The sequence below is a fragment of the Novosphingobium sp. genome, from assembly GCF_965228995.1.
Taxonomy (GTDB): domain Bacteria; phylum Pseudomonadota; class Alphaproteobacteria; order Sphingomonadales; family Sphingomonadaceae; genus Novosphingobium.
Genome location: NZ_OZ245852.1, coordinates 3,629,577 through 3,650,762, shown reverse-complemented (window position 1 = coordinate 3,650,762; position 21,186 = coordinate 3,629,577). Strand labels below are relative to the sequence as shown.

The 21,186-nt window shown below is 67.4% G+C and carries 18 protein-coding genes; 12 read left to right on the top strand and 6 right to left on the bottom strand.

Going from position 1 to position 21,186, the window contains the following annotated elements; all coding sequences use genetic code 11:
- Position 1: 1 nt before the first annotated feature.
- A complete protein-coding gene (locus ACO056_RS16715) occupies positions 2–751 on the top strand; it encodes an SPOR domain-containing protein (protein ID WP_421848757.1) in 750 nt (249 codons plus the stop codon).
- Here ACO056_RS16715 and ACO056_RS16710 read toward each other — a convergent pair.
- Entirely contained in the window at positions 729–1,952 is a 1,224-nt protein-coding gene (locus ACO056_RS16710; RefSeq protein ID WP_421848755.1) for a hypothetical protein, read from the bottom strand. The genes ACO056_RS16715 and ACO056_RS16710 overlap by 23 nt on opposite strands.
- 145 nt (positions 1,953–2,097) lie before the next feature.
- Between ACO056_RS16710 and nagZ the strand changes: the two genes are divergently transcribed.
- From nagZ to tatC, 6 genes are all read left to right on the top strand, one after another.
- Positions 2,098–3,117, top strand: coding sequence for a beta-N-acetylhexosaminidase (gene nagZ, locus ACO056_RS16705; protein ID WP_421855566.1), 1,020 nt, complete (start codon positions 2,098–2,100; stop codon positions 3,115–3,117).
- Complete coding sequence (locus ACO056_RS16700; RefSeq protein ID WP_421855563.1) at positions 3,117–3,938, top strand: segregation and condensation protein A; 822 nt, start codon at positions 3,117–3,119, stop codon at positions 3,936–3,938. Before nagZ ends, ACO056_RS16700 begins: the two co-directional genes overlap by 1 nt.
- Entirely contained in the window at positions 3,935–4,528 is a 594-nt protein-coding gene (scpB, locus tag ACO056_RS16695; RefSeq protein ID WP_421848753.1) for an SMC-Scp complex subunit ScpB, read from the top strand. The genes ACO056_RS16700 and scpB overlap by 4 nt, the downstream gene beginning before the upstream one ends.
- A 71-nt stretch (positions 4,529–4,599) precedes the next feature.
- The gene (gene tatA / locus ACO056_RS16690) at positions 4,600–4,845 is read left to right on the top strand and encodes a twin-arginine translocase TatA/TatE family subunit (RefSeq protein WP_421848751.1); all 246 of its coding nucleotides are present in this window, start codon (positions 4,600–4,602) and stop codon (positions 4,843–4,845) included.
- Positions 4,846–4,872: 27 nt separating this feature from the next.
- Positions 4,873–5,313: a Sec-independent protein translocase protein TatB gene (gene tatB / locus ACO056_RS16685; RefSeq protein WP_421848749.1), complete on the top strand. Its 441-nt coding sequence runs from the start codon at positions 4,873–4,875 to the stop codon at positions 5,311–5,313.
- Entirely contained in the window at positions 5,313–6,098 is a 786-nt protein-coding gene (tatC, locus tag ACO056_RS16680; RefSeq protein ID WP_421848747.1) for a twin-arginine translocase subunit TatC, read from the top strand. The genes tatB and tatC overlap by 1 nt, the downstream gene beginning before the upstream one ends.
- Before the next feature lie 200 nt (positions 6,099–6,298).
- On the opposite strand, the gene ACO056_RS16675 is transcribed toward tatC, so the two are convergent.
- The 4 genes from ACO056_RS16675 to ACO056_RS16660 form a co-directional block, all read right to left on the bottom strand.
- The gene (locus tag ACO056_RS16675; protein ID WP_421848745.1) at positions 6,299–6,739 is read right to left on the bottom strand and encodes a nuclear transport factor 2 family protein; all 441 of its coding nucleotides are present in this window, start codon (positions 6,737–6,739) and stop codon (positions 6,299–6,301) included.
- Between the two features lie 91 nt (positions 6,740–6,830).
- On the bottom strand, positions 6,831–7,757 hold the full coding sequence (locus tag ACO056_RS16670) for a glutathione S-transferase family protein (RefSeq protein ID WP_421848743.1): 927 nt from the start codon (positions 7,755–7,757) through the stop codon (positions 6,831–6,833).
- 11 nt (positions 7,758–7,768) lie between these two features.
- Complete coding sequence (locus tag ACO056_RS16665) at positions 7,769–9,472, bottom strand: amidohydrolase (protein WP_421855560.1); 1,704 nt, start codon at positions 9,470–9,472, stop codon at positions 7,769–7,771.
- A gap of 2 nt (positions 9,473–9,474) precedes the next feature.
- Entirely contained in the window at positions 9,475–10,395 is a 921-nt protein-coding gene (locus tag ACO056_RS16660) for an NAD(P)-dependent oxidoreductase (RefSeq protein WP_421848741.1), read from the bottom strand.
- 105 nt (positions 10,396–10,500) lie between these two features.
- On the opposite strand from ACO056_RS16660, the gene ACO056_RS16655 reads away from it, so the two are divergent.
- From ACO056_RS16655 to ACO056_RS16635, 5 genes are all read left to right on the top strand, one after another.
- A complete protein-coding gene (locus ACO056_RS16655) occupies positions 10,501–10,860 on the top strand; it encodes a hypothetical protein (RefSeq protein ID WP_421848739.1) in 360 nt (119 codons plus the stop codon).
- Positions 10,861–10,910: 50 nt separating this feature from the next.
- Positions 10,911–12,161 carry a threonine ammonia-lyase gene (locus tag ACO056_RS16650; RefSeq protein WP_421848737.1) on the top strand — a complete coding sequence of 417 codons (1,251 nt, stop codon included), beginning with the start codon at positions 10,911–10,913 and terminating at the stop codon, positions 12,159–12,161.
- 202 nt (positions 12,162–12,363) lie between these two features.
- The gene (locus tag ACO056_RS16645; RefSeq protein ID WP_421848735.1) at positions 12,364–13,215 is read left to right on the top strand and encodes an arginyltransferase; all 852 of its coding nucleotides are present in this window, start codon (positions 12,364–12,366) and stop codon (positions 13,213–13,215) included.
- Complete coding sequence (locus ACO056_RS16640) at positions 13,181–15,406, top strand: autotransporter assembly complex protein TamA (protein ID WP_421848733.1); 2,226 nt, start codon at positions 13,181–13,183, stop codon at positions 15,404–15,406. The genes ACO056_RS16645 and ACO056_RS16640 overlap by 35 nt, the downstream gene beginning before the upstream one ends.
- Positions 15,406–19,656 carry a translocation/assembly module TamB domain-containing protein gene (locus ACO056_RS16635; protein ID WP_421848731.1) on the top strand — a complete coding sequence of 1,417 codons (4,251 nt, stop codon included), beginning with the start codon at positions 15,406–15,408 and terminating at the stop codon, positions 19,654–19,656. The genes ACO056_RS16640 and ACO056_RS16635 overlap by 1 nt, the downstream gene beginning before the upstream one ends.
- A 72-nt stretch (positions 19,657–19,728) precedes the next feature.
- On the opposite strand, the gene ACO056_RS16630 is transcribed toward ACO056_RS16635, so the two are convergent.
- The gene (locus ACO056_RS16630) at positions 19,729–21,153 is read right to left on the bottom strand and encodes an aldehyde dehydrogenase family protein (protein WP_421848729.1); all 1,425 of its coding nucleotides are present in this window, start codon (positions 21,151–21,153) and stop codon (positions 19,729–19,731) included.
- Positions 21,154–21,186 lie beyond the last annotated feature (33 nt).

Genomic DNA, 21,186 nt, shown 5'->3' with positions numbered 1-21,186 from the left:
AATGGTTATCAGCGGGATCGGCGAAGACGACGAAAACGGCGGCCATGATGGCAACTGGGGGGCACAGGCGCACGAAGCTGCAGCAGGCGTGATCGCTGCGGCGGACGATCGCCTCGCGCTCGGTGACGAGGAACGCCTGCCCTGGCTCGAAAGCGCCGACGATGTCGATTTCGACGAACCGGGGTCTGACAACAGCCGGATGATCGGCTTTGGCGTGCTGGCGGTCCTGCTGCTCGCGGCGCTGCTCGGCGGGATCTACTGGATCTCGCACCGGGGCGGATCGAGCGCTGCCGCCGATGGCAGCCTGATCGCGGCGAACAAGGAACCCTACAAGATCGCGCCCAAGGATCCCGGCGGAAAGACCTTCCAGGGCACCGGTGATGCCAGCTTCAAGGTGAGCGAGGGCCAGAAGCCCGTTGCCAACCTTGCCGGCAGCGCCGCCCCGGCAACAACCCCCGCCGCAGCGCCCAAGCCATCCGCAGCGGCCCCCGCGCCCGCACCGGCCGGGGCGACTTCGGGCGTTGGCGTGCAGGTCGGCGCGTTCTCGACGAGCGCGTCTGCCGAAGCGGCGTGGACCAAGCTGGTCACCGCGCACGAAGCGCTTTCGGGCCTGTCGCACCGCGTGATCGAGGGCAAGGCCGATATGGCGACCGTGTTCCGCCTTCAGGCTGTGGTGGGCGATTTCGCCGCCGCCAACGCTCTCTGCACCAAGCTGCAGGCCGGCGGGCTCAAGTGCCAGGTGAAGCGCTGATTTCATCGAACCACACGCGAATGCGCGGCACGGCTTGCAGCGCCGTGCCGACGTGGTCGTAAGGCCCTTGCGGCATCAACTTGATATTGCCGCCCAGCTTTGCCGAGACTGCGGCAAACTGCTTTGAATCCTGCGGTGAAACGTCGGTGTCCCTGTCGCCGTAATAGAGCCGCAGCGGTGCCTTGGGCGCCCAGCGGAAGGCCTCGTTCGCGGCTAGGCCATCGGTAAACCAGTTGGACTGGTGTGCCTCGATCGCGGCCATGGCTTCGGGCCGGAACAGATCGCGCGGATCGGCCGGCAGCGCGGCGTCGATCGCATCGACTTTGTGGTTGCCGTCAAACAGGCCGGGCAAGATCCCCGCATAGCGATCCGCAATCACCGCGGCGAGCGGCTGGTGATACTGCGCGGCATAGGAGGCCGCGATATAGGCGAGATAGAGCGAATGCTTGTGCACGAAGGCATAGGGAACGCTCACCCCGGCAAGATCGAACGCGCCCGAAATCGCGGCAGCTGCCTTCACCGTCACGCCGGGAATGGGGCGCGCCTCCAGATCGCGCTGGACGATCGCGGTGGCATGGCCCCCTTGCGAAAAGCCGGTCAGGTAGAGATCGGGAGAGAAGGGCAGATGCATCGCCCCCGACACTTGCCGCGCGGCGATCACCAGATCGCGCGCCGCTGCGGCAGTCGCCGGGGCGTGGATATAGGCCGGCGCGGCATGCGATTGGCCGAGCCCGAAGTAATCGGGCGCCAGCAGAATATAGCCGCCCCCGGCAAACAGCGCGGCGGGGAGCAGCCCTTCCTGATCGCCCGGCGCGGAGGGGGAGGCAGTGCGGTCCGGGCTGGTGCCGTGGAGATACATCGCCGTGCCGCGGGGCGCCGCGCCGCCCAGCGTGCGATAGGGTACAGCCATCAGGCCCGAAGCCTCGACCGGCTGGCCCCCGGCCTGCGACCAGTAGCGCACGCGCAGCAGTTCTGCGCCGTCCGAAATCGGGGCGCGCACGGGCAGGGCCAGCATCAGGAGCCCGGTCAGCACCAGCCGGTTGTGCCCGCCGACCCGCTCCACCGCGATGACCGACCCGGGCGTCTTGCCGGTAAAGCGCAGGCCCGCAGGATCGGCATAGCGCGGCGGGGACAGGACCCACGCGGTGGCGCCCGCAAGGACGACAAGGGCGAGCAGGACATAAGCGAGCTTGCGCAGCATGGGCACGGCTCCGGCAGGCAGGGGGTCTGCAATGTTGAGCATTTTGCCCGCAGGGTGGCAAGCATGGCCGCATTCCGGCGCTTTTCCCCCGTGATCCACAGCCCCCGGCCTTGCCAGGCGTGCGCATTTGGGCGAATCCACCGCGATGCTCCCGGCGATCTTTGGCCTATCGGGCCTGACTCTCAGCGATGACGAGCGCGCCTTCTTCCGCGATGCCGATCCGGCGGGCTACATCCTGTTTGGCCGCAATGTCGAAAGCCGCAACCAGCTGCGTGCGCTGACCGATGAACTGCGTGCGCTCCACGGGCGGGAGCGCACGTTCATCTGCATCGATCAGGAAGGCGGCCGCGTCGCGCGGATGAAGCCGCCGGTCTGGGCCGCCTATCCCCCCGGCGCGGCGTTCGACCGGCTTTACGAGCGCGCGCCGATCAGCGCGATCGAAGCCGCACGCGCCCATGCCGAGGCGCTGGGGCTCGATCTGGCCGAAGCGGGGATCAGCGTCGATTGCCTGCCGCTGCTCGATGTGCGGCAGGATGGCGCGCACGATGTGATCGGGGATCGCGCCCTGGGGCACGAGCCGCTGCGGGTGGCGGCGCTTGGCCGGGCGATGCTGGAAGGCCTTGCGCGCGCGGGCGTCGGCGGCGTGATCAAGCACATGCCGGGCCATGGCCGCGCCGGGGTGGACAGCCACAAGGAACTACCGACCGTGACCGCGAGCGAGGCGGAGCTCGAGACCGACCTCGCCCCCTTCCGCGCGCTGAAGGACAGCCTGATCGGCATGACCGGCCATGTCCGCTACACGGTGTGGGATAATGCAAACCCGGCCACGCTGTCCTCGACGGTGATCCGGGAGGTGATCCGGGGGCGCATCGGTTTCGATGGCCTGCTGCTGACCGACGATCTCGACATGCAGGCGCTCGGCGGCGCAGTGCCGGACCGTGCGGCGCGCGCGCAGGCGGCGGGCTGCGATATCGCGCTCAACTGCTGGGCGAAGATGGACGACATGATCGGCATCGCCAGCGCGCTTGCGCCGATGTCCGCTGAAACCGCGACGCGGCTCGAACGCGCGCTCGCCGCCACAAGTGATTTCACCGCCCCGGTCGACCACGCGCGGCAGGCTGAGCGTACCGAAACGCGCGACCGATTGCTGGCATTGGCGGCGTGATCGAGGAAACCGCCCTTGCCGTGCCGTTGGCAGGCGATGACTGGGACGAGACCCCGCTCGATGTGCCGCCCGAAGCGCGCAGCGGGGAGCCGGACACGCTGACGCTGGCCATCGACGGCTGGGAAGGGCCACTGCACCTCCTGCTCGATCTGGCGCGGCGGCAGAAGGTGGATCTGCTCAAGATCTCGATCCTTGCGCTTGTCGATCAGTACCTCGAATTCGTGGAACGGGCGGGCGCGCAGCGGCTTGAACTGGCGGCGGATTACCTCGTCATGGCAGCCTGGCTGGCGTGGCTCAAATCGCTGCTCCTCCTGCCGCGCGATCCCGAAGTCCAGCCGAGCCCCGAGGAACTTGCGCTGCGGCTGCAACTCCGGCTCCAGCGGCTCGGCGCGATGCGCGAGGCCGGCGCCCGGCTGATGGCGCGCGACCGGCTTGGCCGCGATGTCTTCCCGCGCGGTGCTCCGGAGGGGCTGCGCATCGAACGGCAGGTGCGCTGGCAGTGCGATCTCTTTGCGCTGATGCAGGCCTATGGCCATGTCCAGTATCGGGGGCGGCCCGTGGTCCACATGGTCCGCGCGCGGCCGGTGATGACGCTGGAGGCGGCCATCGCGCGGGTCGAGGCGCTGATTGGCGCGGCGATCGACTGGACCGAGCTTAGCCTGTTCCTCCCGGAGCAGGAGCCGGGAGCCGATCCGCGCCTCGCCCGTTCGGCGCTGGCGTCCAGCTTCGTTGCGGCGCTTGAACTGGCCAAGCAGGGCAAGGTCGAACTGGCGCAGGAAGCGACGTATGCGCCGCTGATGCTGCGCCGGGGTCGCGGATGAGCCCGCAGGACGAGATCGAACGCGCGGTCGAGGCAGCGCTGTTCGCCGCCGAAGCTCCGATGAGCGCGGAAGACCTTTCGCGCCATCTCGGCGGCGCCGATGTCGGACCTGCGCTTGAAGCGCTCGCCGCGCATTATGCCGGGCGGGGCGTCGAACTCGTCAGGCGCGGGGATCGCTGGCACTTCCAGACCGCGCCCGATCTCGCGCACCTCCTGCGCCGTGAGCGCGAGGACGTGCGCCGCCTTTCCCGCGCGGCGACCGAGGCGCTGGCGATCATTGCCTATCACGAACCTGTCAGCCGCGCCGAGATCGAGGCGATCCGCGGTGTGCAGACTGCCAAGGGCACGCTCGACGTGCTGATGGAAGCGGGCTGGATCAGGATCGCCGGTCGCCGCGAAGGCCCCGGCCGCCCGACGATCTACGCGACGACGCCGGAGTTTCTTGCGCACTTCGGTCTCGAATCGCGGCGTGATCTGCCGGGGATCGAGGAACTTCGTGCGGCGGGGCTGCTTGATCCGGTCGAGGCGGTGTTTGCGGGTGAAGCGGACGAGGAACCCGATGGAGCGCACGACGAAACAAACGAAGCTTGACGAATCTTCGCGAGCTTGCTGGCAGTTTCGGCCAAGATGTCCTATCTGAAGGGACATAAAGGAGAATACCCATGGGCGCTCTGTCCCTTCCGCATCTGATCATTCTGGCGCTGGTTGTCCTCATCCTGTTCGGCCGTGGCCGCATTTCCGAGATGATGGGCGATTTCGGCAAGGGTATCAAAAGCTTCAAGCAGGGCATGAGCGAGGGCACGGATACGCCGCTCGTCCAGCCTCCGGTGCAGATCCAGCAGCAGCCGGCAGCCCCCGTCGCGCCTGCGACGCAGCCCGAGCAGACCGGCTCCGGCCCCGCAGCCTGATCCAGCACACACCACAGGGCTGATACGATGTTCGGCATTGCGCCAGACGAGATGCTTCTCGTCGTTATCGTGGCGATCATCGTCATCGGTCCAAAGGATCTGCCGCTGGCGCTGCGCACTGCCGGGCGCTGGATCGGCAAGATCCGCCGCGTTTCTGGCCACTTCCGCACCGGTCTCGAAACCATGATCCGCGAGGCGGAGATGGAAGAGATGGAGCGCAAGTGGAAGGAGCAGAACGCCGCGATCATGGCGGCTAGCCCCGCACCTGATCCCGCCGCCGGGCAGACTGCAATCGCTGCGATCGACCAGAACGATCCTCCGCCGCTCATGCAGTCGCTGCCCGCTCCCGTCGCTGTTCCGATCGATCCCGAAATCGCCGCCGTCGCGCCGACGGAACCTGTCGGCGAAATGCTCCCCATTGCCGAACGCCCCGCCCGCGCCCGCGGACCGGCGGAGGGGGCTGCATAATGGTGAGCGATATCGACGAATCGCAGGCCCCGCTGCTCGATCATCTGCTTGAGCTGCGCACGCGGCTGCTGCGCTGCGTCTATGCCATCGCGGTTGCGTTCGTGGTGTGCTTCTTCTTCGCCAACCAGATCCTTGGCATTCTGGTCCACCCGCTCGTGCTCGCGTTTCCGGCGGGCCAGGGCAAGCTCATCTACACCAAGCTCTATTCGGCGTTCTTCGTCGATCTCAAGGTCTCGCTGTTCGCGGCGTTCCTGATCAGCTTCCCGGTGATCGCCAACCAGCTCTGGGCGTTCATCGCGCCCGGGCTCTATGCGCGCGAGAAGAAGGCCTTCCTGCCCTTCCTGATCGCGACGCCGATCCTTTTCACGATGGGCGCGAGCCTTGCCTATTTCATCGTGATGCCCACAGCTTTCCGCTGGTTCATCGGCTTTCAGGGGGATCGCGGCGGCCTGCAGCTTGAAGCGCTGCCGGGGATCGAGGAATACCTCAACCTTGTGATGCAGTTCATCTTCGCGTTCGGGATCAGCTTCCTGCTGCCGGTGCTGCTCATGCTGCTGAACCGCGCGGGGATCGTCACCCGCGCGCAGCTCGTGGCGGCGCGGCGCTACGTGATCGTCGGCATCACCGCGCTCGCCGCGGTGATCACCCCGCCCGACGTGCTCAGCCAGCTGATGCTCGCGATCCCGCTGATGATCCTCTTCGAAGGCACGCTCATCGTGATGCGCTTTGCCGAGAAGAAGGACGCCGAGGAAAAGGCCAAGGCCGAGGCCGCGACTTCAATCTAGGTCAAGTTGACACGGTTGACACAGTCCTGAGCGGAATATGCGGCGGAGGGCTTCGTGCTGCGGGCCAGGCGCGCGCGATAGTGCCGCGCGGCGCGCGGCGCGCGGCGGATGCTGGGAAATTCACGAGGTTCAAGGAGCAGATGTGGCCCCATGCCATAGGACGGTGCGTGTAGGACAGCCCGTACCTGCGGGATGCAGGGTCAGAGCGTTGACCAGCTAACGCTGGTGATGCGCCAGCCGGACCCGGTTCGGATCAGCGCGAAGGTGAAAACGCCTTTTTCTTCGGTTGGCTTGCCATTGGCCAGAAATGTCTCCGTGGTGGGCACTACGGCATAGGCATGGTCATCGGTCACGTCGGTGGTGCTGGGCGCGGCGAGGGCGATGTGAAAGTCCGTCACCCCGTTTGCCTTGAAGAAGCGGTCGCCGTCCTTGATCCAGTCTGCGAACGAAGACCAGTGATAGGGGGCAAACGAATCCGTGATCGCGGCTGCCGGTGCAAAGGCGATCGCCGCCCTGCTCATCTCGCCTGAACTCATCCCTTCAGCAAAGGTCTGCAACGGTGCAAATACGGCTGGATCGACCTCCTCGGCCAAGGCCGGCGACGTGCCAGCCACCAGCAGCGAACCCACGATGAACAGCATTCCGATAGGCTTCATAATCCGATCCCCGGCTGAGAGGTGCCGCGACACCTGATCCTGACGTTCCCGGCCAAAGCGCCCGCCGCCTTGTGCCTCAATCCCCCCGCTTCACCCCGAAACCGTGCCGGGGGAAATGCACGTTGACCGCGCCGGTCAGCGCATGTTCGCGCCGGATGACGATGCTATCGGTGTCGCAGTGGAGCAGGGTGCCGCGGCTTGGCATCACGCCGTAGTCCACCGGGGCGACATCGACGGTGGTGCCGGGCGGGATGCCGGGCAGGTCGCTCGTCAGGTCGATGGCAAGCGGATCGGCCTCGCGCGCAATGGCGAGGGCCTCATCGGCCTCGATGTCCTCCCCGCCATGCTGTCCGAAGGCCCGCATCCGGTCCATCCAAGCCGAGATATGGGCTCGGCTGGCCAGCCAGTCTGCCATGCCGCCGCCAGCGTGGATGAACCACAGCATGTGATAGACGGCGAAGTCGGCCACGCTCCACTCGGCGCCGAACAGGTAGGGGCGGCCATCGCCAAGCTGCGCCTCCATTTCAGCGAGGAACCGGGCATAGCGCGCCTTCGCTTCATCGACCGGGGGGCGCCGCACTTGCGCGCCTTGCGCGAAATTGGCGCGGTCTTCGGCAAAGGCCTGTGCGCTGGCGGGATCGGCGAAGAAGCCGCCCATGTTCTCGGGCAGGAAGCGCAGGGTAACCGCCGCCCAGAACAGTTCGGTATCGACCCAGCGCGCAAGGGTCTGCGCGGCGAGGCGGTTGCCGGCCGGAAAGAGGCTCGGGCCGCTGCCCATGTGGTCCAGGTATTCGGCAATCAGCGCGGTGTCGCAATAGACGTCTGCGCCAACCTGCAGCACGGGAATGCGCCGATAGCCGCCGGTGAGCGCAATCGTCGCCGGGCGGGGCATGACCATCGAGACCTGCAGCGAGCGCCATGGCAGCCCCTTGGCGCCAAGGATGGCCCGGACTTTTTCCGAGAAGGGCGATTCCGGGTAATGGTGCAGGATCAGTTCGGCCATCGCTTTGGTCCCTACTTCTTGACCGGCTCAGCCCCCGCTGCGCCGCCATCTGGCTTGGCCGCATCCCACACCTTGCCGCCGCCGACCCAGGTTTCGAGTACCCTGGTCTTGCGGATTGCATCGGGCGCAGCGGTCATCGGATCGGTATCGACGAAGATGAAATCGGCGCGCAGGCCCGGGGCGAGGCGGCCAAAGCGCTTTTCGGCGAACCCGGCATAGGCGGCCTGCGCGGTATAGCCGGCCAGCGCCGTCTCGCGGTCCACGCGCTCCTGCGGCTGCCAGCCTTGCGGGGGCTGGCCGTTCTCGTCCTGGCGGCTGATCGCGGCGGCAAAGCCGGCCCAGGGGTCGGGGAGTTCGACCGGCGTGTCCGATCCGAACGCCAGCACCGCGCCGGTCGCCTTGGCCGAGGCCCAGGCATAGGCCCCCGCGAGCCGGTTCGGCCCGAGCCGCGCTTCGGTCATGAGGCGGTCCGAGGTTTGGTGCACGGGCTGCATCGAGGCGACAAGGCCGACCGATTTCGCCACGCGCGCGGCAATCGGCCAGTCGGCGGGGTCGATCACTTGCGCGTGTTCGATCCGCCAGCGGCGATCACCCTTGTAGGTCTGCGCAAGGTCTTCCATCGAGCCGAGCAGCACGGCATTCGCTTCGTCACCGATGGCGTGCACGGCGATCTGGTAGTTGTCCATCGCGGCGCGGCTCATCAGATTGCCGAGCTGGGTCTGCGTCAGGCGGGGAAGCCCGCGCGTATCAGGCCTGTCCGCATAAGGCGCCTTGAGCCACGCCCCGCGCGAACCGAGCGCGCCGTCCATATAGAGCTTCACGCCATTGAGGCGCAGCCGGTCGGCATAGAGCCACGGGGAGGGGCCGGGCCCGCCGATCTGGATCGTGTTCTCGATCCCGGCGCCATAGGCCATGATCCGCACGTAGAGCGTGTTGAGATCGCCTGCGCGGCGGAAGGTCTGCCAATCTTCCATGGTCGAGCCCATGTCGGCGACGGCGGTGAGGCCGCGCCGGTAGAACTCGCGCTGGGCGAGCGCGAAGGCGGCGTCATAATCGCGGGCCGTCGGCGGCGGAACATGCGCGCCGACGAGAACGGAAGCGTTGTCGACCAGCACGCCCGCCGGGCTGCCATCGGCAAGGCGGATGATCTCGCCGCCAGTGGGGGCCTGGCTCGCGGCGGTCACTCCGCCAGCCTTGAGCGCGGCCGTATTGGCCCAGCCGGCATGCCCGTCCGCTCGTTCGAGCCAGACGGGGCGGTCGCTCACGGCGGAGTCGAGTTCGGCAGCGGTCGGGAAGCGGCCAAGCTTCCAGCGTTCCTGATTCCAGCCGCGCCCGATCAGCCACGGCCGGTCCGGATGCGCCTTGGCATAGGCGGCGATCTTCGCCAGCGCTTCTGCGAGGCTGCCGGTTTCCGAAAGATCGAGCGTCAACGCGGCAAAGCCGGTGCTCATGACATGGACATGCGCATCGATCATGCCGGGCAGCATGATCCGCCCCATGCCGTCGATGCGGTACTGGAAGCCCTTCTTCGGGGTCTTCTCACCTTCGTGGATGAGCGCCTTCACCACGCCGGCATCGTCCATCAGCATGGCCTTGAAGCGCTCGACATGGCCGTCCGCGCCGATGGTCTGACCGGACACGTTGTCGATGAGGGTGTCGGCATGGGCGGGAGCAGCGACGAATGCCGCCAGCGCCGCCATAACCAACGGGCGCATCATCACGCGCCGCCTCGGCGCGGCAGGCGGCGGATCAAGGCGCTGGTATCCTGCCGGCCGCCACCCAATGCCTGCACATCGGCATAGAACTGGTCGATGAGCGCGGTGGTGGGCACGCTCGCCCCCACGCTGCGTGCTTCCTCGATCGCGAGGCCGAGGTCCTTGCGCATCCAGTCCACCGCGAAGCCGAAATCGAACTCGTCCTTCGCCATGGTGTGCCAGCGGTTGTCCATCTGCCACGATTGCGCGGCGCCGCCCGAGATCGCCTCGAACACCTTGTCGAGATCGAGCCGCGCCGCCTGCGCGAAGCGGATCGCTTCGGAAAGACCGGCAATGGCGCCCGCAATGCACATCTGGTTGGCCATCTTGGCTGTCTGCCCCGCGCCAGGTTTGCCGACATGGACCACGCGCTTGGCATAGGCGGCGAGCACCGGACGCGCCGCGTCGACGGCCTTGGCACTGCCGCCGCACATGATCGAAAGCGTACCCGCCTCGGCACCCGATTGCCCGCCGGTGACAGGCGCATCGACGCAGAGCAGTTCCTTGTCGCGGCCTTCGACCGCAATCTGGCGGGCGATGCGCGCCGAAACGGTGGTGTGATCGATGAACAGCGCGCCGCGCTTCAAGGTGGAGAACGCCCCGGTCGGGCTGAGCACGACGTCCGAGAGGTCATCGTCGTTGCCGACGCAGGTGATCACCACATCCGCGCCTTCGGCCGCTTCCGCCGGGCTTGCCGCCACGCGCCCGGCAAGCCCCGGGTTTGCGGCCTGCCACGCTTCCACGCGCGCCGGGCTGCGGTTGTAGATGGTGAGATTGTGCCCGGCGGCGCCAAGATGGCGGGCCATGGCCCCGCCCATCACGCCAAGGCCGAGGAACGAAACGTTGAGCCCTGAGGGCTGGGATGTCGGAGCTGCGTCGGTCATGCCCGGCGTTCTAGCCGCTTTGCCGCGCGCCGCCAGCCAGAATCGCGAGGGGTCGGCGCAAACGGCGCTTGCCGCCCATGGGGCGCGCGGGGTAGCGGCGAAGCCATGTCTCGCCCCTCCGGATTCGCCGCGCTCGCCATGCCCGTGTTCTGGCTCTGCCTGATCGGCGCGGTGACGCTGGCCCTGCTGCCCCAGCCGCCGGGCATTCCCGGCCTTGGTGACAAGTCGCAGCATATGCTCGCCTTCGGAACGCTCGCGTTTCTGGGCGCGATTGCCTTTCCGCGCTTCCCGAGGGTGCATCTGGCGGAGCGGCTATCGTTCCTGGGCGCGCTGGTCGAGGTCATGCAATCGATCCCCTCGCTCCACCGCGATTGCGATATCCGGGACTGGATCGCCGATACGATAGCCATCGTGGTCGTGCTGCTGCTGCTCCAGATCATCAATTTGCCGCGCCGGCCGCGCTGAACGCAACGAAGGTTCCCTTGAGGGCAGGTTTCGATTAGGGGCCGTAGCCCATGAACACGACCACCACCGCCTCCGCAATGACTGGCGCCTCGCTGTTGACCCTTGACGATGTGCGCGCCGCTGCTGCGCGGATCGCCGGGCAGATCGTGCGCACGCCCACGCTTTACAGCAAGACGCTGAGCGAGATGACCGGCGCGGAGATCTGGCTGAAGTTCGAGAACCTGCAGTTCACGGCAGCCTACAAGGAGCGCGGCGCGCTCAACGCACTGCTGCAGCTATCGGACGAGCAGCGCAGTCACGGTGTGATCGCCGCATCGGCGGGCAACCACGCGCAGGGGCTTTCCTATCACGGCACCCGGCTCGGCATGCCTGTCACCATCGTGATGCCGCGCACCACGCCGACGGTGAAGATCATGCAGACCGAAAGCGTCGGCGGCACGGTCGTGCTCGAAGGCGAGACCTTCGACGAGGCCTACGCCCATGCCCGCAAGCTCGAGGCCGAGCGGGGCATGACCTTCGTCCATCCGTTCGACGATCCGCAGGTGGCCGCAGGGCAGGGCACCGTGGCGCTCGAAATGCTGGAGGACGTGCCCGAGCTTGAAACGCTTGTCGTTCCCATCGGCGGCGGCGGGCTGCTTTCGGGCATGGGTACCGCAGCGCGCGCGCTCAAGCCTTCGATCGGGCTGGTCGGCGTGCAGGCCACGCTGTTCCCCTCGATGTATGCCAAGCTCAAGGGTCTCGATCTGCCTTGCGGCGGCGATACGATCGCGGAAGGCATCGCAGTGAAGGAGCCGGGCACGTTCACGTCCGCCGTGCTTAAAAAGATTGTCGACGATATCGTGCTGGTGAGCGAGCCGGCGCTGGAAACCGCCGTTGCGGTACTGCTGCAGATCGAGAAGACCGTGGTTGAAGGTGCGGGCGCAGCCGGGCTGGCCGCGGTGATGACGCACCGCAAGCGCTTTGCCGGGCGCAAGATCGGCCTCGTGCTGTGCGGCGGCAATATTGACACGCGCCTGCTCGCCAACGTGCTGCTGCGCGATCTCGCCCGCTCGGGCCGCCTTGCCCGCCTCAGGCTCACCTTGCAGGACCGGCCGGGCGCGCTGTTCAAGGTGGTCGAGGATTTCAACCGCCATCAGGTCAACATTCTGGAAGTCTGGCACAACCGGATCTTTACCTCGCTGCCCGCCAAAGGCCTTACCGCAGAGATCGAATGCGAGGCGCGCGACCGTGAGCAGATCGACCTGCTGGTCGCGAGCCTGCGTGCCAAGGGCTACGATGTGACGCAAGTCGAGCTCGGTTAAGCCTGTTTCCTCACATTTCGGGTCCGCCGCATCCCGTTTCGGTACGCCGCGCGGCCGCTTCTCGTTTCCGGGGCAAAATCGCTGCTGATTAACTACCTTTGATGGTTAATCGCTCTTTCACCAATCGCCGGGGTGAGGCATGTTGCCCTTGTCAGCGCTCCCGGATGGTCCGGAAGCACGACAATAGGATACCGCCCCGGCCGTGACTGCGCCCGTCCGCTTTCCCCGCTTCTTCGTGACCAGTCCGATGCCGTGCCCCTATCTGCCGGGGAAGACGGAGCGGAAGGTCTTCACGGAGCTCAAGGGCCCCAATGCTGACGAGCTCAACGATGCGCTGGGCCGCATCGGTTTTCGCCGCAGCCAGACCGTGGCCTACCGCCCCAGCTGCATCGATTGCACGGCCTGCATTTCGGTGCGCGTGGCGGCGAACGAGTTCGTGCCCTCCGCCACCCAGCGCAAGAACATGCGCCGCAACAGCGATCTCGTCGTCAGCGCGTGCAAGCCGTGGTCGACGCCGGAACAATTCGAGCTGCTCCAGCGTTATCTGGCGGCTCGCCATCCCGGTGGCGGCATGGCCTCGATGGACGAGATGGATTTCGCCGACATGGTCGAGCACACCCCGGTCCAGAGCTTCGTGATCGAATATCGCGAACCTGGTATCGACGGGAAGCCCGGCCGACTCGTCGGCGCATGCCTGACCGACCGTCAGGGCGATGGGCTGTCGATGATCTACAGCTTCTACGAACCCGATCATGCCGAGCGGCGGGGGCTTGGCAATTTCATCATTCTGGACCACATCCTTCATGCCACCCGGATCGGTCTTCCCTATGTCTACCTTGGATATTGGGTCGAAGGGTCGGCGCGGATGCAGTACAAGGTTCGCTACCGGCCGCTCGAACGGCTGGGGCGCGAAGGATGGGAACGCTTTGACCCCGATGAGCAGGCCCGCGCGATCGATCGCGCTGCGACCGCAAGGGGAGCGGACCGGCGAATCGCGGACGATACCGGCAAGGACGGGCTTGCCGCAGCCCAGGCGCAATACCGCCACATTTGAAGCACTGCGGGCGCTGCTGCCGGCCGTTCTGCTCGCCATTCTGCCGCAATTGGCGCACGCCCAGTCGCGTGAGGCGGATCAGGCGCTCGAGGACCTGATCCCCGATTCCGCGATGGACGACCCCAAGGCCTGGGCGAACCAGACCGACGCCGCCAAGGTTGCCGTACCTGACCCTGCCACGCTGCTTTCACCCGATGCGATTGCGCCGCTGACCGGCATTCCCGCGATCACTCTGGCCTGGCCCGATGCTTCGGAACTGCCTGCCATAACGCCGCTCACGCCCGATCCCGATATCGGCGCGGCGGCCGAGCAGGCGAAGGCCGCGGGCGAAGCGCTTGCCACCGATGTCGATCCGGGCAGCGGCCGCGGCATCGGCCAGATTCCGGGCGCGAGCATCTACCCGATCACTCCGCAGCTTGCGCTCGCGTTCCCGCCGGATGAAGAAATTCTGCCCGAGCGCGAGGCTGTCACGGCGCGGTTCGGCGCGCTTGCGACACTGCGCAAGTTTGGCAACGAAGAAGACAACCTCGCCCAGCTGACGCGCCGGGCGCGGCAGGATACCGATCTGCTCCAGCAGGTGCTCCGGGTCTACGGGTACTACGATGCCGAAATCTACCATAGCACCACCGGCTATGCCGCACCGGCTGAAGGCAGCGGACCCGCGCCGGCGATCGATCTCAAGAAAGTCGGCGTGCGCTTCGATGTGCGCCCGGGGCCGCGCTACACGTTTGCAAGCATCAGCCTGGGCGATATCGCCGCCGCGCGCGATGCGGATGCGCTGAAGCGCGCCTTCGCGCTCGCGCCGGGCGATCCGGTCAATTCCGACCGCATCGTTGCCGAACGCGATCACCTGATCACCGCGCTGGGTGAGGGCGGCCATGCCTTTGCCAAGGTGGGCGAACCCGATCTTGGGATCGACCATGCCCTGCGCACCGGTGATCTCACCTTGCCCGTCACCAGCGGCGGGCAATATGTGATGGGCGATATCCACAGCTCGCTGCCCGATTATCTCTCCTCCCGCCACCTTTCGCGCATGGCCCGGTTCCGGCCCGGCGATCCCTTCCGCAAATCGCGGGTCGATGATCTGAGGCAAGCGATCCTTGCGACCGGCCTCGTCTCCTCGGTCACGGTCACCCCGCGCGAAGTCACGCCCGCGGCGGACCCGCAGCCGGGCATCGCCGATGTGGACGTGACGCTGGCCAAGGCGCCGCAGCGCACGATTGCCGGGCTTATCGGCTATTCGAGCGGCGAGGGCGTGCGGGTCGAGGCGAGCTGGGAAAACCGCAACATGTTCCCGCCTGAAGGCCTCGTGCGGTTCCGCGGCGTGGCCGGTACCCGCGAACAGCTGGCGGGCGCGACTTACCGCCGCAACAACTTCTTCGGGCGCGATCAGGTGCTCACCGCCGATCTCTATGCCCAGACCCGGCGCACCGACGCGTACAATGCGCGTACCATCTCGTTCTCGACGGTGTTCGAGAAGCAGACGACGCTGATCTTCCAGAAGGCTTGGGTCTATTCGGCGGGTGTCGAACTGCTCGCGACCAGCGAATTGCCCGCCGCCGCCGGCTCGACCCGCACCACCTATTTCATCGGCGCGCTGCCCTTGCGCGGGGCTTATGATGGCAGCGACGATCTGCTCGACCCCAAGCGCGGCGTGCGCGTTTCGCTGCGGGTAAGCCCGGAAATCTCGGTGCAGAACGGGATGCGTTCCAACTACGTGCGCGCGCAGTTCGATGCGAGCGCCTACCAGCCCGTCAGCCACAGCGTCGTGCTGGCGGAGCGCGTGCGGATCGGTTCGATTCCGGGCGCCAACGTGAACAGCATCGCACCTTCGCGGCGGTTCTATGCCGGCGGCGGGGCCTCGGTGCGCGGTTTTGCCTATCAGGCAGTGGGGCCACGCGATGCGCTCGGCAATCCGAGTGGCGGGCGCAGCCTGTCAGAGTTCTCGCTCGAGGCCCGCGTCAAGACCGGGCTGATGGGCGGCGCGGTGAGCGTGGTGCCGTTCGTCGATGCAGGCACGGTGGGCACCACGGCCTCGCCCACGGTCAACGGCCTCAAGGTCGGCGTGGGCCTTGGCCTGCGCTACCAGACCAGCTTCGGCCCGATCCGCATCGACCTTGGCACGCCGCTCAATCCGGCCAAGGGCGATAGCCGCGTCGGCGTCTATGTTTCGCTGGGGCAGGCGTTCTGATGGCGAGCAGCCCGCCAGACGCGGTGCCGCCACCGGCCATGCCGCCGCGCCGGGGGGCGATCCGCCGTCTGCTCGGCTGGGGGCGCGGGCTGGTGCTGGCAGGGCTGCTGTTCCTGCTGGCGATGGGCGGGGCGGTGGTCGTGCTCGATTCCTCGCTGGGCCACCGCTTCGTGGCCGACCGCATTGCCGCGATCGAAGCCGCATCGGGGCTCAAGATCCGCATCGGGCGGATCGACGGCACGCTGTTCGGCGCGATGAGCCTGCACGAGGTGGTGCTGAGCGATGGCGAGGGGCGCTTCATGGTCGTGCCCGAAGCCACGCTGGACTGGCGCCCGCTCGCCTGGTTCGGGCTCGACCCGCGCTCAGGCCTGTTCAAAGGTCTCGATATCCGCTCGCTGGTGCTCAAGCGCGGGACGCTGCTGCGCGCACCGCAGCTGAAGCCGGGGGCTCCGGACGAGCCGATCCTCCCTGATTTCGACATCCGCATCGACAAGTTCGCGGCGGAAAACCTTGGCGTCGAGCGTAGTGTGATGGGCGAGCGTCGGCGCATCGATTTTGCCGCGCGCGCCGATATCCGGGGCGGTCGGGCCTTGATCAGCCTTGGCGGGCGGCTCGGCGGGCGCGACCGGCTGCGCCTGCGGCTCGATAGCGAGCCCGATCGCAACCGCTTCGCGCTCGACTTCATCTACAACGCCCCGAAGGACGGCCTGCTGGCGGCGCTCACCGGAGTGAAGCGCAATATTGCCGCGCGCGCGGGCGGCAAGGGCACGTTCCAGGAATGGCATGGCTGGGGCGCTGCCAGCGACAATGGCCGCAAGCTCGCCGCATTCCAGCTCGAGAACCGGTCCGGGCGCTACACGCTCGCGGGGCAGGTGTTCCCCGGCGATCTCTTCGGTGCGGCAGCGCGGCGCGTGAGCGGCGAGAAGCTCTCTCTCGTGGCGGAGGGTAGCGGCAGCGGCGGCGTACTGCGCGGCCGCGCATTTGCTGGCGGCGCGGCCCTCGCTGGCACGGCGCAAGGCGCGCTCGATCTCATCAACAACCGCGCCGAGGCGGTGAAGGTCCATGCTGTGCTCGTCCGGCCCGAATTGCTGCTGGCGGGCTCCGGCGTCGACATCAAGGGCGCGCAGCTCGATGCGACGGTCGACGGCCGCTTCACCGCACTTGCGATCATTCATGACCTGCGCGCCGCGCGGCTCGCCAGCGGGCCGGTGCTTGCGGAAGGGTTGCGCACCGCCGGCACTGCCCATTGGGACGGCAAACGCCTGCGCATTCCGCTCGCGCTCACGGCGCAGCGGCTGAAGACGGGGCAGGCGATGGTCGATCCGCGGCTGCCGGGCGCGCGGCTGACGGGCGATCTCGTGCTGGCGGGCGGCAAGCTGACCTCGGACCGGATCGACGTCACGATGAAGGGTGCGTCGGCGCGGTTGGCACTCGATGGCGATCTGGTGCACGGCCGCTATGCGCTTTCGGGGCCAGTCACGGTGCGCGGCATTGCACTGCCCAATCTGGGGCTGGCCGATGGCGACGCGCGGATCATGCTCGGCTTCGGGGGCGGCGGGCCGTGGCTGCTCACCGCCGACGGTGCAGGGCGCATGGCCCGGATCGACAACGCGACGCTCGCCAATCTCACCGGCGGCAATGTGCGCGCGCGCGGGGCGATCTCGCTGGGCGGCAACCAGCCGCTGATCGTGCGCCGGGGCGAGCTGACGTCTGCCAAGCTCACCATGGCGCTGCGCAGTTGGACCCAGGCGAACGGCGTCACCACGCTCTCGGGCCAGGGCCGCCATCAGGACTACGGACCTTTCACCTTCGATGCGGCGCTGGCCAAGGATGGCCCGCGCGCCACGCTCGTGCTCGCCAATCCGCTGCCTGCCGCCAGCCTCAAGGACGTGCACCTCGCACTCGCGCCTGAAGGCGACGGATTCCGCATCGAGACCAACGGCGATTCGCGCCTCGGCACATTCAGCGGCCAGCTCATGCTCACCGCGCCCAAGGACGGGCCGGTGCGGCTCGGGATCGAGCAGTTCACCGTCTACCAGACGAAGATCACTGGCGCTGTCGAGATTGCCAAGGCGGGCGTGACAGGCAGCCTTGCGCTTGCTGGGGGCGGGGTGGCCGGGACCGTCGATCTGGCGCCCGATGGTGCAGGGCAAGCGCTCAAGGCCGCGATTACCGCCAAGGCGGCGCGCTTCGGGGGCGATAATCCGATCGCGGTCGGCAATGCCGAGATCACCGCCGAGGGCCGCATCGAAGGCGGCGACACCACGCTTCAGGCCTCGCTCAAGGCCGAGGGGATCAGCGCGGGCAAGCTCTTCATCGGCCGCCTGATGGCGGATGCCGCGCTTGTTAACGGCTCGGGCAGCGTCACCGCGTCGCTCGCCGGGCGGCGCGGCACCAGCTTTGCGCTGCAGGGCACCGCCGCGTTCTCACCCGACAAGGTCGTCGCCTTCGTGGCGGGTGATTACGCCGGGCGCGCGATTTCCATGCCGCGCCGCGCGGTGCTGGAGCGCGAGCCTGGCGGGGTCGGGAGCGGCGAGGCTGGCGGATGGCGGCTCCAGCCGACACAGATCGATTTCGGCCGGGGCAGCGTGATCGCCAGCGGCCATGTCCTCGGCGGAGCGACCAAGCTCAAGGTCATGCTCTCGCGCATACCGCTTTCGGTGCTCGATATCCTGCTGCCCGATCTGGGTCTCGGCGGCCTCGCCTCGGGCGTGATCGACTACGAGAACGATCACCTCGGCGCGCCCTCGGGCCACGCTGCGGTCGAGGTCAAGGGCCTGACGCGTTCGGGCCTTGTGCTGACCTCAAGGCCGCTCGACCTTGCGCTGGTGGCCGAGCTCGATCCCGCGGCGCTGCAAGTCCGCGCGGTGGCACGCGAGGGGGCGGCGATGCGCGGCCGGGTCCAGGCGCTGGTGTCTGATCTGCCGCGCGGCGGCACCATGCTCGAGCGGCTGCGCGGCGGCACGCTCAAGGCCGAGCTGCGCTACAGTGGGCCGGCGGAGTCCCTGTGGCGGCTCGCGGCGATCGAGGTGATCGATCTCACCGGCCCGCTTGGCGCGGCCGCGAGCGTGACGGGATCGATCGACCACCCGGTTATCACCGGCGCGGTCGCCACGCGCGCGCTGCGGGTGCAGTCGAACCTCACTGGCTCCGATGTCCGCGATGTCGAAGCGCTCGGCAGCTTTGCCGATGCCCACCTCAGCCTCGCGCATTTCAGCGGGACTACGCCGGGCGGGGGCACAGTGAGCGGCAGCGGCACGGTGGACCTCTCCAACGTGACGACCCACGGCGTCGGGCTCGACTTGCGCCTTGCTGCCACAAATGCGCTGCTGATCAACCGCGACGACATGGCTGCCACGGTCACCGGGCCGCTGCGGCTGATCTCTGACGGCATCGGCGGCACCATCGCCGGGCGCGTCCATATCGACCGCGCGCGCTGGACGCTGGGCCGCGCCAATGTGGCCGAGCAGCTGCCCTCGATCACCACGCACGAGACCAACCTGCGCGCCGATATCGCCCCGCCGCGCGTGGCCTACACGCCGTGGAAGTATCTGATCGACGCAGCCGGCAGCGACCGCATCGACGTGCGCGGGCTCGGCCTCGAAAGCGAGTGGGGCGCCGATGTGCGTTTGCGCGGCGATACCGCCAATCCGCAGATCTTCGGTTCCGCCGATCTGGTCCGCGGGGGCTATGAATTTGCCGGGCGGCGCTTCGATCTCACTCGCGGGCGCATCCGCTTCGTCGGTGAAGTGCCGGTCGATCCCCGGCTCGATATCGTCGCCGAGGGCGATGCCAACGGGGTGAGCGCCAAGATCGCGATCACCGGATCGGCGCTGAAGCCCCAGATCACGTTCAGCTCGGTCCCCGCCTTGCCCGAGGAAGAGCTTTTGAGCCGCATGCTCTTCGGCAGTTCGATCACCCAGATCTCGGCGCCTGAAGCGGTGCAGCTTGCGTCCGCGCTTGCCAGCTTCCGCAGCGGAGGAGGGCTCGATCCGATCAACAAGCTGAGGAATGCCATCGGGCTCGACCGGCTGCGGATCATCAGTGCGGATGCCTCGATCGGCCGGGGCACTTCAGTGGCGGTCGGCAAGTACCTCGGGCGGCGCGTGTTCGTCGAACTCATCACCGACGGGCACGGCTACAGCGCAACGTCCGCCGAGTTCCGCATCACGCGCTGGCTGGTGCTGCTGGGCACGATCTCGACGATCGGCGACGAGAGCCTCAACCTCAAGGCATCGAAGGATTATTGAGGCAATCGGGCCAAACAAAAACCCCGCGCTACCTGAGCAGCGCGGGGTTCTGTTTCAGCCATCACGCAAGGGTCATGCCCCCGCGATGGTCTTCAGTTCCATGAAGTCCTTCAGGCCATAGACGCCGCCTTCGCGGCCATTGCCCGATTGCTTGTAGCCGCCGAAGGCACCGCCCTTGACGCCGCCCCACTGGTTGACCGCAACGAGGCCCGCGCGCAGGCGGCCGACAATGCCCTTGGCCGTCTCGACATCGCCGGTGACGACTGCCGAAAGCCCGTAGGCCGTGCGGTTGGCCAGCTCGATGCCATCCTCGATGCCGTCATAAGTGGTGATCGTGGCGACCGGGCCGAAGGTTTCCTCGCGGAAGATCGTCATGTCGGGTGTCACGTCGGAGAACACCGTCGGGCGGATGTAGTAGCCGCGATTGACGTTGTCGGGCAGGCCCGGGCCGCCTTCGAGCAGCGAGGCGCCCTCGGCAATCGAGGTATCGATCAGCGACTGGATCTTGGTCCACTGCGCCTTGTTGACCACCGGGCCGATATGCGCGCCGTCCTCGGCCGGATTGCCGACCTTCACCGCCGCGAAGTAGTTCTTCACGAAGGTCTCGGCCTCTTCCTTGCGCGACTTGGGGACGAGGATGCGGGTCGGCGCGATGCAGCTCTGGCCGGTGTTGGCGACCACGCCTTGCAGCGTGCCCGGCAGCGTCGCGGCAAAATCCGCGTCCTCAAGCACGAGGTTGGGCGACTTGCCGCCCAGTTCCTGATGCACGCGCTTCACGGTGTCGGCCGCGTTCTTGGCGATCTGGATGCCGGCGCGGGTCGAGCCGGTGAAGCTCACCATGTCGACATCGGGGTGCACGGTAAGTGCGACGCCGACGCCCAGGCCATCGCCCTGAACCAGATTGAACACGCCCGCAGGCACGCCGGCCGCATGCATGACCTCGGCAATGATCACCGCGTTCGAAGGGCATTCTTCCGAAGGCTTGAGCACGATCGTGTTGCCCGCGGCGATGCACGGGGCAATCTTCGCGCAGATCTGGTTGAGCGGCCAGTTCCACGGCGTGATCGCGGCGACGACGCCGATGGGTTCATGGACGAAGCGGGCGTTGGCGCCGGGAACCGGCGATTCCCATTCGAAGCCGTCAAGCGCCTCGAGCGTGCCGAGGATGTAGCCGATGCCCGCACCCACTTGCGCGGTGCCGGCAAAGCCGATCGGCGCGCCCATTTCTTCGCTGATGACCTTGGCAAAATCGGGAATACGCTTCTTGTATTCATCGAGAATGCGCACGAGCAGCGCCTTGCGCTCTTCCACCGGGGTGGCTGCAAAGGCGGGGAACGCGGCCTTGGCGGCGGCGACAGCCTTGTCGACATCGGCCTGGCTGCCAAGCGTGATCGCCGCGCAGGCTTCCTCGGTGGCGGGATTGATCACTTCGTGGCGCTTGCCGCCTTCGCTGGGGGTCCACGCGCCGTTGATATAGTGCTGCAGATGCTCACGCATCGGAGTTCTCCCGATATGGTTAGGTAGTCAAAC